Below are 12,589 nucleotides of genomic sequence, written 5' to 3' on the forward strand. Positions count from 1 at the left end.
ACCATTTTTCATCCCTGAGGGTGGCGCAAAATATTTCCACGCGCCATGGGCATTTGTGAATTTTACAGGTGGATAAAACCTGTCCGGGGGAAATTCGTTCTATGTTGCTCCAAAGGAGCCTTCGCTTTTTATTCAGGCTGCCGGGGATATTGTGTCTGTTTCTTGTTATCAGCACGGCATGGGCTGATACTGTCTGGATGGACAATGGTGATGTGTTGTCCGGCGACATTGTGAAGCTGTACTCTGGCAAGTTGAGTTTGCGCACCGGGTATGCAGGTACTTTAGAGCTGGACTGGCGTTATGTAACAGCTCTTGATTCAGATAAAACCTTCTGGGTCAGCCTTATTGGTGAAGATGAGGCCCGGTTACGACGATTTGAAGGCCAGAAAACCGGTGTTACGGTTATTGATGACAATGGCCGGAAGCGTTCATTCTCTGCAGTATGGCCAGTAGCCGCCATCCATATAGAGAAGCCGATGATCGCTGATACCAGGGAGTTGGGAGGCAATCTGGTGGCCAAACTGGATGGCAAGTCTGGCAATGATGATGAACTCTTGATTGGGGTGGAAGGCAAACTCAATATTGATGACCAGTGGAATAAAAATGTTTTTTACTGGGATCTTGAAGCGGAAAATGATGACGGTGTTAAAAGCTCTGAATGGAAGGTTGGTTATTCCTACAGCCGTTATCTGGATGAACACTGGTTTGTTCAGGGAGCTGCGGAGCAGGAGCATGATTCTGAGGAGGATCTGAAAAGTCGGACATCGCTCGGGGGAACGCTGGGTTATCGTTTTTGGGAGACGGCAGAAAAAGCATTGAAAACCAGTGGGGGTATCAGCCAGCTCTGGGAAGATTACAAGACCAATGAGTCCCAGAAAGATTATGCGCTGACCTGGATCTTTAATTACCGTACGCAGATTATTAATAACTGGGAATATTTTGCAAACAATAGAACATTCTTTCGTATGAAGCAGTCAACGACGCTGGTCAATGTTGATCATGGCATAAAAATTGGCCTGACGGATCATATCAGTTCGAGTTTGACGCATATTGTTGATTACGACAGTAACCCGGTTGATAAGACCCATAAGGTCGACAGCCGAATCAAAATGGGTATTGGTTACCATTGGTAAGGACCAGGGCGCTTCATATTCGTGTGTACGGGTAAGCGTCCCCTTGTAGGTATGAAAAAACGGGTTTTCATCAGGTGCCGTCGGAATGGGTGTTGTCTTGTGGGTTGTCTTGTGGATAGCTGAGCCGGTTTCTGTTGCGTAACCTGTTGAGCAAACAGCTCGGCTCGTTTCTCATTTTCGCGCTGTTCCTGTAAGGCACGCATCGTGGATTCCAGCCAGTTGGCTGCACGGTAGAGCAGCGAGTGTCCGGTTAAATTTTCCGGGTTTTGGCGCTCAAGGGGAAAAATCAGGGTTTTTCTGACTTTCATTGCTACTGGGTACTTTTTCAGAATTACTTCTGTTAGATAGCGGCAGCATTGATTTTTGATTGACGAAAGATTACGGGTTTTTGTCCTCTTTGCTGTTAACGCTGGTAATCCTAGCGCCCTGTTTTGCAGTTCCTGTTTTGCAGTAAAGAAGTGCTGCCCATAGAGTCAGCAGACACTTCACAACATCAGGCCCTAGGAATCGTCCCGAAATAATTTCCCTATTATGTTCACCACAGAGACGCAGAGGGCACAGAGAAAAAGCCTTTTTTCCTCCTCTGCGCACTCTGAGCCTCTGTGGTAAAAAAAGGGAAGTAATAAAAGGACAATGCCTTAGAGTTGCTCACAGAGCAGAGGCAGCCATGCTTTCAGCCATTTCTTCACAGGCGGTTGCCGTGTCAGCACAGGCTTTTTTATCCCGTTGGGATGTTGGGCATATTTGATTTCCGTGTGAACAGAAAACACAGCAGTCGCCTTGCTGTGGGGTAATCAGTTTCTGGCAGTTTCTGCATTCATAAAGATAAACACAGGCATCCAGGGGCATGGTTTCAATGGCATGGTGCATACAGTCCGGGCAGGTAATGATGGAAGTAGATACAAGAGCATGCTTGCTCAGGGTATGATTTTTAGTGGACATCCGCTTTCTCCTGGCACTCCTTGTGCCGTCCGTCGCATTTTTCTTTTTGGGCATAGGATAGAGTTATCGGCCTCCCTGTTGGTTTACTGACAATCAATGTTTATAAAAAGAGGTGCATGAATCAGGCCAGTTTCATCCGGTCAAGGTGAAAGCATAAAAGGGGAATGTGAACGTTTACTGACAGCCATAAAAAAACCGGACATTTCTGCCCGGTTTTGTACGCAGGTTATTAAACGAGCTTAGTCGTTTTCAGCCTGAATAGCAGTCAGGGCAATGGTGTAAACGATATCGTCTACCAGTGCACCACGGGAAAGGTCATTCACTGGCTTGTTAAGACCCTGAAGCATTGGACCGACACTGATAACGTCTGCGCTGCGCTGTACCGCTTTGTAAGTCGTGTTACCTGTGTTGAGATCCGGGAAGATAAACACGGTAGCACGACCCGCAACGTTACTGCCGGGCGCTTTGCTCTGTGCAACGGATTCAACAGATGCAGCGTCGTATTGCAGAGGGCCATCAATAATCAGGTCCGGGCGTTTGGCCTTAACGATTTCAGTGGCCTCGCGCACTTTCTCAACATCGGCACCGATGCCAGAGGTTCCGGTGCTGTAACTGATCATCGCGATACGAGGCTCAATACCGAACGCCGTGGCGGAATCCGCACTCTGGATGGCGATATTGGCCAGCTGTTCTGCATCCGGGTTTGGGTTAACGGCACAGTCGCCGTATACCAGAACCTGGTCAGGCAGCAGCATGAAGAAGACGGAGGAAACCAGGCCACCAGCATCTTTCTTCGTCTTGACCAGCTGGAATGCCGGACGGATGGTGTTAGCAGTAGTGTGTACTGCACCGGAAACCAGACCGTCCACCTCGTTAAGGGCCAGCATCATGGTACCGAGTACTACCGTATCTTCCAGCTGGGCTTCCGCCATTGGGGCGGTAAGGCCTTTGCTCTTACGCAACTCGACCATAGGGTCAACATAACGGGCGCGGATGCTATCAGGTTCCATGATGACCAGGCCATCTGGCAGCGTGATGCCGTTGTCTTTGGCAACCTGTTCAATAACGCTGCGTTGCCCAAGCAGAATACACTGGGCGATACCACGTTCCTGACAGATAACGGCAGCCTGGATAGTGCGTGGCTCATCACCTTCTGGAAGAACGATACGCTTATTGGCACCCTGGGCTCTCTGAACCAGCTGGTAACGGAAGGCAGGAGGAGAGAGTCTGCGCTCTGCCAGGGCAGAGCATTGTTGCTTCAGCCACTCGGTGTTCAGGTTGGCAGCGATGGTATCCATCACCATTTCAACACGAGCAGTGTCGTCAACCGGCAGTTCGTTATGGCGGCGATCCAACAGCGTTGCCGTGGTGTAAGAGTCTTCTCCGGTGAGCATGACTGGAAGACCGGTGCCGATGGCCTTGCTGCACAGTTCCATCACGGGTTTGGAGGGGGTGATACCACTGGTCAGCAGGAGACCCGCCAGGGGAACACCGTTCAGGGCCGCCATGCAGGTGGCCAGAATGATGTCATCACGGTCGCCGGGAGTAATCACCAGGTTACCCGGCTTCAGGTGATGAATCATATTGGTTGGGGTTCTGGCACTCAGGGTGTAGGAAGTGACCCGACGGGTATCCATCTCACCGGTATTGATGATTTCAGCTTTCAGGTGCTCGGCAATATCCATTGTTCTTGGTGAAGCCAGGTTATTGTCAAACGGAATATAGCCCAATGGCTGGAATGGCTTGCGGGCAAATTCTGGCAGGCTCTGGAAATGACCATCTTTGTTCAGACGGGCAACCACTTCCGGCGTCAGTTTATTCAGGGCATAGCCGACAACGTTCGGGTTTTTGATGCCACCAAAGCTATCTGCAGCGATTTCCAGTTTGTCGGCCAGGTCTTCCAGAGGGTCATTACCGGACTCAGACACCAGGATGATGTCGGCATTAATGGTTTTGGCGATGTTGCTGTTCAGGCGGTTGGCATAGGGCATTTCCCGGGTTGGGACCAGACCTTCTACCACCATCACATCACAGTCCCTGGAAGCCTGCTCGAACAGGGCGACGATCTCTTCCATCAGGACATCGCCCTTGTTATCACCCAGCAGGTCTTCAGCGCGGTGGGAGGTAATGGGGGCGGGCGGCTCATGGTCCATGATACGCTGGACCAGTTTGGTGGAACGCTCTGGTCCAGTGTCGCCGACATGCAGCTGGGCAATCGGCTTGAAGAACTTGACTCTGAGACCGAGATTATCAAGTGCCCGAACCAGGCCAAGGGTGACGGAGGTCAGGCCAACACCATAACGTGTTGGCGCCAGGAAAAATGTACGCATATCCGGAAAAAATCCTTCTCATGAAATACTGATATAAAAACAGGAGGTTGAACCTCCTGTTGCTTACACCATTTAGATGACCAGTTTAGCCAGTAATCAGCGCTTCAGTATCACGGGCAATCATCAGTTCTTCATTGGTAGTGACAACCATGGCTACGGTTGATCCGGGCCTGGTGATGACCCCACTCTTGCCAAGTGAGGTCTCGTTATTGGCTTGTTCATCAATTTCAAAGCCGAAGATGGACAGGCGCTCAAGCACATTCTTACGGATCATGCGGGAGTTCTCACCGATACCGCCGGTGAAGACCAGTGCATCAATGCGGCCCAGCTCTGCCGCAAAACCAGCCAGTTTCTTGGCCAGAACGTTGCAGAAAATGTCCAGGGTGAGCTGGGCACGTTCATGACCTTCTGCCGCGGCATTTTCAAGAACACGGCAATCGTTGTCCAGGCCGGACAGACCCAGCATGCCGGATTGTTTGTTCAGGATGTCGGTGATCTCGTCCAGAGAGTAGCCGCACTGCTTGTTCAGGAAGCTGAAAACGTTCGGGTCAATATCACCGGAACGGGTACCCATCACCAGACCTTCCAGCGGCGTCAGGCCCATGGTGGTGTCAACGGATTTGCCGTTTTTGACCGCACAGGCGCTGGCACCATTACCCAGGTGGGCAACCAGGATAGCGCTGTTGTCATAGTCCAGACCGAGCATGTCGGCGGCGGTCTTGCTGACGTAACGGTAGCTGGTGCCGTGCATGCCATAACGACGCAGGCCGTGCTCCTGGTACAGGCTGTAAGGGACGGCGTACAGGTAGCTTTCAGCAGGCATGGTCTGGTGGAATGCCGTGTCAAATACGACGGACTGAGGCAGACTCGGGAAAGATTTTATGCAGGCACGAATACCCAGCAGATGAGCAGAGTTGTGCAGAGGGGCCAGGTGGCTGCAGTCTTCGATGCCCTGGATCACTTCGTCGGTGATCAGGGTGGATTTGGTGAACTTCTCACCCCCGTGAACAATACGGTGACCGATGGCTTCAATGTGATCCATCAGGTGGTTGTCACGGAGGATGCCCACCAGTGCTTCGATAGCACCTTCGTGGCCTGCAGCGCCAAGATTCAGGGTTTGCTTCTCACCGTTCAGTTTCCAGGTGATAGAGGCTTCGTTGCCCACAAGGCGCTCGGCGATGCCGCTGATGCTTTCCTCTTCGGTTTTCGGGTTGATGACTGCGAACTTCAGGGAAGAACTGCCACAGTTAATAACCAGAACGCTGTCTTTGCTCATAGAAACTATTTCCAGTGACTTACAGGTAAAAAAGTACCAGTGAAAATGACCGTGCAGTTTCCGAAAATGCCCGTGGAATGCCTTTAATGTAAGCGGATTGTCACGAATATCGCCAAACGCAGCGGCCGGAACCGATCACTTAAGATGATCACGGCTTGTACAATTTGTTCAAAGTAGAGAAGCGGTATGAAAGCATTATAACCATTGGCCTGTATCAGTGGACTGCGTATTGATGCGTATATGGTAGCAGGGATGTGGTTAAATGTTCACCAATATCAGAGAGTGTCAGAGGTTTTGTTTCAGTGCCGGAAGCATCAGTTGATCGATCATTTTTGGGACATCGGTGGCCAGCTGCTGAAGTTCGTTCTGATAAAGCCAGCCACAGATCCCTGCCGCAATGATGGCGAGTAGTGGAATCCAGAGGCCAAATACCTGTGCGATAATTCCAGCGGAATGGGGAGCCGGACCAAACCGGTTGGTATCGGGAGTGCCTGAAGAAACAATCAGCCATGACAAAAACAGAAGGTTGATACCCGGAATAACTAACACAAAACTCTTCCAGCCACTGTGATCCATATCATGGAGCCTTCTTGCTGCCATGACCAGCATAAGAAGGCAGGCAACAGTGACCAGGCCAAGTGTCAGGTGCAGTGGCTCCAGAGGAGGGTAGTAAGGCGTCAGCTGCGTGGTTAACCAACGGGAATGGGCGCAGACGCCCAGCAGTACAATTATCCAGAGGGAGGCCATGAATTGTACTCTTCCTATCCTGGGGAACAGTTGAAACTTCCTGGATGATCCGGCAGGTTTGGCCGGTTGATTCTGGTCCTCCTCCAGAATGGTTTCCAGTGGCGTAGGGGGCAGTTCTTCATCATCGGCCATAGAGAGAATCCGGCAGCGGGCTCCAGCCTTCATCATGGCTCTTTCATAAGGGCGGATTTCACTGGCTGTCAGGCCCTTTCGGATAATGGTCGGCTTGCCTGAGAAAAGAGACTTCAGTGCTGTCTTGTCTGCATTCAGGAGTGCCTGCAGGTTTTTTCGAACCTTTCTCTCCTTGAAGCCCGGCAGTGTTTCTCCCTCGAAAATCAGCTTATAGAATGAGTGATCCATGGTGGCCTGTCCTGAAATATGTTATTGGACAGATTATCGGCGGGTATGGGGGAGACTGAGGCTTTTTTGTTGTTAGACCCCACAGGGCAAAAAATGGGTTGCCCTGCTGATTACCCACAACCAACCATTCAGAATTTATGTGGACAATCTTGTGGATAAACCGTTAGGTGATCAAGGAGAGCATGAATTCATGTGGCGTGATTTAAATTGATTGTTTTTTGATCAGATTTTGGATTTGTGCCCTGTCATAAGCATCACGCCATACCAGTCCCTGTTTATGTACTGAGAGACAAAGGAGAAAAATATTGGCCGCAGGCAGGGAATATTTAAATGACTGGGTATGGCTTGGTCTCAGTGGACAGCCCATTCATTCAGGCAGGTTTTTAGCATTGTTGGATTTTAACCATTAATGGCATCCACTGGTTGAATAGTATGATGGAACCAATCAATATTTTTTTTGTCTGACCTGAATAACAGTCAGAATCACTTTTGAGGAGTGCATGTGTTTTACTGGGCCAAGTATTTATCCATATTCTCATTATCTCTATGCATATCCATTCTTTCCTGTTTTTCCAGCGCTTATGGGAATGAGGAAGTTCATTCATTAAACCGGGATGATGTTATTATCAATAAACTCTATCAGGTTATTGACAGAAGTCTGATTGAAGAGTTTGAACATAATGGTCTTGCATCGGTTGCCGGTGGTATTGTCGGGTCGATGATCGGGATCAGCTGGGTTGGCCTTAAAACAGCAATTACAATTGGCGATGCCAGCCCATTATTTATTGATTTTACTGTCAGGGCGTTGCTCTCCGGGGCTGCGCTGGGGACACTGTCCGTCGTATCCCGAACGTATTTAAAAACGCCTTTTGATTACCTTTCCCGACCATTTTCCTGGGGTGTATACAAACTGTCGCAATGGCAGGATTGGGCTTTGCATGAAGAGACATCATCCGGGCTAAAGCAGAAATACGCCGAGTTTCTGGATCCTGTTGCTGAACGTTTAAAGGCCGTTGCTGAGCAGGTTTTTGATATCCCTGCCCATTACTGGACAATCACATCCATGGATATGAGTGCCCCAAATGCCTTTGCTACCAGTGGCTATAATATTGCGGTTTATCACTCCATATTTCCTCTGGCTAAAAACCAGGCAGGCATGGCCTGTATTCTGGGTCATGAAATGGGGCATGTATTGGCCAGGCACACTGGGCAGCGTTTAAGCGATGTCATTTTTTTGAACCAGTTTGCCCTTGCCAGTATTCCCTTTGCCAACTCAATTTCCCAGAATCGTGAAACTCAGGCTGATGAAATTGGTATCTATCTGACAGCACTGGCTGGATATGACCCTTCAGAATGTTCCAGGGTTTGGGACAGAATGACTGGCTTTGGTGGAAATCTGCGAGAAGTGGTCAATATATTCCTTTCGACACATCCGACTAACAAGGCTCGCATGAATGTTTTGAAACACCATGGAAATGCTCTACAAGAATATTATTCGAACAAGCCAGAGGTGCTTGGGTTGGGGCTGGGATATTCGCTTTAGGAGCCTATTCTCCGACAGGCTCCTGGGCAGGTACGGATTTTATTAATAGTCAATGAGGTATTCAATGCGTTAACTGGAGTTGATGCAGGAATAATCATTAGTTATGCATTGATGACTTGAAATCTGGACAGGTGAGAAGTCATAGTCTCGATATTCACTGATCATGTGATCCAGTCCAAGCCATTTTTGAGAGAGTACAGCATGCCATTCTGTCTGGAGATGAAGGTTCGCGACTATGAGTGCGACCTGCAGGGCATCGTCAACAACAGTGTCTATTTCAATTATCTGGAGCATGCACGGCATGAGTTTCTGCACGCTAACGCTATCGACTTTGCCAGGCTGGCCGCAGAGAAAATCCATCTGGTGGTGCTGAGAAGTGAGATGGACTACAAAATGTCGCTGGTACCCGGGGACGAGTTTTATGTAGAAGTAGAACCCGTGCGACTTTCCAAACTGAAATTTGGTTTTAAACAGAAAATTTTCCGGAAACGGGATAACAGACTGGCCATAGATGCGCTGGTTATTGGTACATCATTGAACACTAACGGGCGGCCTTTTCTATCAGAAGACATTGACCGGGTATTTCCACTGGTATGACAAAGGATAAAAACGTCAGCACTTGTCTGACGTTTCTGATCGTTATCTGTTCAGCAGTTTCCTTCCGGCAAAATAATCCAGGCTGACATAGCGTCCGGCTCCCTGGCAAACCAGCACCAGCAACATCACCAGGTAGGTGGCGGCAAACTCGATGCCATTGTTCAGAATCACCGGCTTGCCAAACTCGGTAATATAGTGGTAGCGGCCGGGATGGTTTGACTTCAGCCAGCCCAGAAACCCATTCAGTCTCTGGGTTGCTTCAGCGGCGTGTTCATTGGCAGCAAAGCTGCCGGGATCCGCAATGGCTTGCCAGCCATGGGGCCAGTGCACCGCGAAAATAGCCACCAGCATGGTGATGATCAATGGGACTGAAATCAACCGAATGCCCAGGCCAGCCACCAGTAACACAGCGCCGATAATTTCTGTCCAGGTGGCCAGTGCTGCCATCAGCCAGGGGAAGGGGAGGGCCAGTCCATGCTCAAACCACACCACAATATCGTCAAAGTGCGTCAGTTTGTTGGTGCCGGCAATCCAGAAGATGGGGGCAAGGTACAGGCGCAGGGCCAGTAACGGAAGTCCATCAGCGTGATGGAGGTAACCTGCTGTTTTTTGGTAGAGTGACAGGATCTTATTCATGGCTGATTCCCTGGACTTTATTATTGAGTTATTAACTCAACGTTTCAGCCGTGGGATTGTTACAGTGTGCAGGTTATTTTTTCATTCCGGGTTTGTAACGATATGGACGATGAAGCGTTAATAATAAAACAGGCACAAAATGGTGATCAGCAGGCGTTTACAGTGCTGGTGAGGCATTACTATCGCTTGATGCGCTTCGTTGCCCTGCCGATTGTGGGCGAAAGTGATGCCGATGAGATTGTCCAGGAAGCCTGGTTGACGGTGCATCAGAAACTGCCTCAATGGCAGCCCAGAGGCAGTTTCAAGGGATGGTTGCTGACCATTACCGCCAATGAAGCCCGTTCCCGCTATCGTCGGCAGAAACGTGAGCTGCTGTCTGATGCTCCGGAAGAAGCGCCGCTGGCCCATCGTTTTAAAAAAGATGGCCATTGGCAACAGCCGCCTTCCAACTGGCACATCGATGGGCCGGGGGCGCTATTGGATAAACGGGAACTGATGGACTGCCTGAACCATAAGATCACCATGTTGCCGGAGAAGCAGCGTCTGGTGTTTGGCTTGAAAGATCTCAGCCAGATGTCACTGGACGATATTTCCGGTTTTATCGGTGAGTCCGCCGCCAATGTCAGGGTTCTGCTGCATCGGGCGCGGGCAACGCTGTATTCCGGTATTGAACAGTTTCAGGAGACAGGCCGATGTTGAAATGTCGGGATATCGAGCAAATGGCGGGTCAGCTTCAGGATGACGAGCTGAACTGGCGACAGCGTCTGAGTATGCGAATGCATTTGATCATGTGCCACCATTGCCGACGTTTTCTCAAACAGTTTGTCGCCATTAAAAAGCTGGCAGAGCACTCTGTCAGTGAACCGGCGTCTGATGATGAAGTGAAGTCGGTTATGGATAAAATTTACGGTTCACCCAAGGGGTAGAGTGCCCCTGGGGTTTTTTAGTCAAAGGTATAACTGTCGAACATTATTCTTGGTTTAAAGCCTTCCCACAATCAAACCCAGTTGATAAAAACGCATCAATGCCTGCTCAGCATAAGGCTTGACCCGGGTTCGCTCGGCCGCCGTCAGATGTTGCAATGTCTGCTTGATAAGCAGCTCCTGGTTCACCGGCTGATCCAGGGTGGAGGCAGTTTGAAAAAGTTGCCAGGCCAGTGCATCCACCGTCAGAAACCGTGTTTCATTTTCCTGACGGTAAACAATCAGCAGGGTTGGTTGTTCGGGAGAGGCCTGTGGTTGAAAGTCATGGCTGATGGTATGGACAGGGTATTGGTAGGCGGCGGCCACGGCATTAACCGACCATATCAGTGCATCTTCACAGTCTGAAAAAACTTCGATTGCTGTGGCGGGTGGTTCGTCCTGTTCATTGCCCAGCAACAGGGTTTCCAGCCATTCATAGTGGGCCAGTTCCCGGAGGAACGGTGGCAGAGTGTGCGACTTATCAGTCACTGGATTAGTATTAAGCCAGGCCAGAAACTCCCCGGAGATATCAATAAAGTAGGGGGAACTGGCAGGGTGATCGGCAATAAAGCGATCCACCAGATGATTGAACGCCTCCTCCGGCAATAACTTTTTCAGCACCGGGAAGCCCTGGCTGACAAAGTTAGAAATATTGTTTCGGATCAGCTGGGAGTATACGGCAAAGCGTTCCGGCTTTATCTGATCAAACGGGTTATCAGTCTGATGACGTATAGCCTCGGTAAACTGCTGCTGAACTGTCTGAAAATCATCCACAGGCATACTCCTTCTGCTGATGCATCACAGAGTGCTGAATCCGGTGTATTGAATCGAGCTCTTCAACCAGCTTATCCAGTGGCGGAATATTAAAGTCCCGCTCCAGTAGCGTTGGGAAAACGCCGTGGTATTGGTAAGCTTTGCCAAGCAGCTGCCAGACATCATCGCGAACCGGTGCGCCATGACTGTCGATAATAAGGTCCGGCTGCTCAACATAATGACCGGCAATATGGCCGTAGCTGATACGTTCAGTGGGCAACTGCCTCAGAAACGTATCTGCGTCATAACCATGATTGACGCTATTGACAAAAATATTATTGATATCCAGCAGCAGCTCACAATCCGCCAGTTCCAGAACCCGATGAATAAACTCAATTTCCGGCATCTGCTGCCCGGGAGCGCAGTAGTATGAGACGTTCTCCACTGCAACGGGCTCACCCAGAAAGTCCTGGGTCTGTTTTATCCGGTCCGCCACGTAATGTGCCGCCGCTTTGGTAAAGGGAATAGGCATCAGGTCATATAGATGCCCCTGGTCAGAGCAGTAACTCAGGTGTTCGGTGTAACGAACTACCTGATGCGCCTGAAGAAATGCCCTGATATCGCGCAGCAGATTCATATCCAGCGGTGTCGGGCCACCCAGTGACAGGGAGAGCCCGTGGCAAACCAGAGGTGTCTGATCGAGAATCTGCTCCAGCAGCTGGCGTCTCTGTTTCGGTGCTTTAATCCAGTTTTCCGGAGCAACCTCCAGAAACTGGACAGAGGAGGGTACCTCTCTGGCCAGGCTCTGAAGATGCTCCCGGCGCAGGCCAAGGCCTGCACCGCTGAGTGAAGGAACAGGCTTCATCAGGCGGCTCCGCACTTGCCTTCGCCGCATTTGCCTTCTTCATCCTTGCTGGCTGATTCGCCGCACTTGCCTTCACCGCATTTGCCATCGTCCGCTTTCATGGCACTGTCGCCACCGCATTTGCCCTCGCCACACTTCCCTTCGTCCGCTTTGGCCGATGCCGAAGATGCACCACATTTGCCTTCACCGCATTTGCCCTCATCCATTCGTTTTTCGGCCAACACAATACCCTCGTAGCCCTGGTTCAAAGAGCTGATGGAACCGGTCATACCCGCACTGACGGTGACGGATGCAGCGGAAACCAGGGTGGCAGCAACCAGGTTGGTCAGTTTATTGGTTTTTGTTGTCATGGTGACTCTCCTATCGTTTTTTAACCGACCGCAAAGTGCGGACTTATCAATACAACGGGAAAGTCGGTGGGATGTTACAGATTTGTTGAAAAAAA

The 12,589-nt window shown here is 50.2% G+C and carries 14 protein-coding genes; 5 read left to right on the top strand and 9 right to left on the bottom strand.

Going from position 1 to position 12,589, the window contains the following annotated elements; genetic code table 11:
• Positions 1 to 101: 101 nt before the first annotated feature.
• Entirely contained in the window at positions 102 to 1,133 is a 1,032-nt protein-coding gene (locus tag KDK13_RS07845) for a DUF481 domain-containing protein (RefSeq protein ID WP_257284423.1), read from the top strand.
• Here the strand turns inward: KDK13_RS07845 and KDK13_RS07850 are convergent.
• The 5 genes from KDK13_RS07850 to KDK13_RS07870 all read right to left on the bottom strand — a co-directional run bounded on the left by KDK13_RS07850 (position 1,121) and on the right by KDK13_RS07870 (position 6,788).
• A complete protein-coding gene (locus KDK13_RS07850; protein ID WP_257284424.1) occupies positions 1,121 to 1,441 on the bottom strand; it encodes a hypothetical protein in 321 nt (106 codons plus the stop codon). The genes KDK13_RS07845 and KDK13_RS07850 overlap by 13 nt on opposite strands.
• Before the next feature lie 340 nt (positions 1,442 to 1,781).
• Positions 1,782 to 2,075: a GDCCVxC domain-containing (seleno)protein gene (locus tag KDK13_RS07855; RefSeq protein ID WP_257284425.1), complete on the bottom strand. Its 294-nt coding sequence runs from the start codon at positions 2,073 to 2,075 to the stop codon at positions 1,782 to 1,784.
• A 239-nt stretch (positions 2,076 to 2,314) separates the two neighbouring features.
• Positions 2,315 to 4,405 carry a phosphate acetyltransferase gene (gene pta / locus KDK13_RS07860; RefSeq protein ID WP_257284426.1) on the bottom strand — a complete coding sequence of 697 codons (2,091 nt, stop codon included), beginning with the start codon at positions 4,403 to 4,405 and terminating at the stop codon, positions 2,315 to 2,317.
• Between the two features lie 85 nt (positions 4,406 to 4,490).
• Positions 4,491 to 5,681: an acetate kinase gene (locus KDK13_RS07865; protein WP_257284427.1), complete on the bottom strand. Its 1,191-nt coding sequence runs from the start codon at positions 5,679 to 5,681 to the stop codon at positions 4,491 to 4,493.
• A 285-nt stretch (positions 5,682 to 5,966) separates the two neighbouring features.
• Positions 5,967 to 6,788, bottom strand: a complete 822-nt coding sequence (locus KDK13_RS07870; RefSeq protein WP_257284428.1) for a DUF805 domain-containing protein — start codon at positions 6,786 to 6,788, stop codon at positions 5,967 to 5,969.
• Positions 6,789 to 7,290: 502 nt separating this feature from the next.
• Between KDK13_RS07870 and KDK13_RS07875 the strand changes: the two genes are divergently transcribed.
• Positions 7,291 to 8,331, top strand: a complete 1,041-nt coding sequence (locus KDK13_RS07875; protein WP_257284429.1) for a M48 family metallopeptidase — start codon at positions 7,291 to 7,293, stop codon at positions 8,329 to 8,331.
• Between the two features lie 201 nt (positions 8,332 to 8,532).
• Complete coding sequence (locus tag KDK13_RS07880; protein WP_257284430.1) at positions 8,533 to 8,928, top strand: thioesterase family protein; 396 nt, start codon at positions 8,533 to 8,535, stop codon at positions 8,926 to 8,928.
• A 42-nt stretch (positions 8,929 to 8,970) separates the two neighbouring features.
• Here the strand turns inward: KDK13_RS07880 and KDK13_RS07885 are convergent, their stop codons facing one another.
• A complete protein-coding gene (locus tag KDK13_RS07885; RefSeq protein WP_257284431.1) occupies positions 8,971 to 9,564 on the bottom strand; it encodes a DoxX family protein in 594 nt (197 codons plus the stop codon).
• A 66-nt stretch (positions 9,565 to 9,630) separates the two neighbouring features.
• Here KDK13_RS07885 and KDK13_RS07890 point away from each other — a divergent pair, with 66 nt between their 5' ends.
• The gene (locus tag KDK13_RS07890; RefSeq protein ID WP_257284432.1) at positions 9,631 to 10,263 is read left to right on the top strand and encodes an RNA polymerase sigma factor; all 633 of its coding nucleotides are present in this window, start codon (positions 9,631 to 9,633) and stop codon (positions 10,261 to 10,263) included.
• Positions 10,257 to 10,490 (top strand): zf-HC2 domain-containing protein, encoded by a 234-nt coding sequence (locus KDK13_RS07895; protein WP_257284433.1) that lies wholly within the window; start codon positions 10,257 to 10,259, stop codon positions 10,488 to 10,490. Before KDK13_RS07890 ends, KDK13_RS07895 begins: the two co-directional genes overlap by 7 nt.
• Positions 10,491 to 10,544: 54 nt before the next feature.
• Here KDK13_RS07895 and KDK13_RS07900 read toward each other — a convergent pair whose 3' ends face one another.
• The 3 genes from KDK13_RS07900 to KDK13_RS07910 are packed head-to-tail and all read right to left on the bottom strand — an operon-like array spanning position 10,545 to position 12,494.
• Positions 10,545 to 11,300: a putative DNA-binding domain-containing protein gene (locus KDK13_RS07900; RefSeq protein WP_257284434.1), complete on the bottom strand. Its 756-nt coding sequence runs from the start codon at positions 11,298 to 11,300 to the stop codon at positions 10,545 to 10,547.
• A complete protein-coding gene (locus tag KDK13_RS07905) occupies positions 11,293 to 12,144 on the bottom strand; it encodes a DUF692 domain-containing protein (protein ID WP_257284435.1) in 852 nt (283 codons plus the stop codon). Before KDK13_RS07905 ends, KDK13_RS07900 begins: the two co-directional genes overlap by 8 nt.
• Positions 12,144 to 12,494 (bottom strand): hypothetical protein, encoded by a 351-nt coding sequence (locus KDK13_RS07910; RefSeq protein WP_257284436.1) that lies wholly within the window; start codon positions 12,492 to 12,494, stop codon positions 12,144 to 12,146. The genes KDK13_RS07905 and KDK13_RS07910 overlap by 1 nt, the downstream gene beginning before the upstream one ends.
• Positions 12,495 to 12,589: the final 95 nt, after the last annotated feature.

Source organism: Endozoicomonas sp. SESOKO1, assembly GCF_024606265.1.
GTDB lineage: Bacteria > Pseudomonadota > Gammaproteobacteria > Pseudomonadales > Endozoicomonadaceae > Endozoicomonas.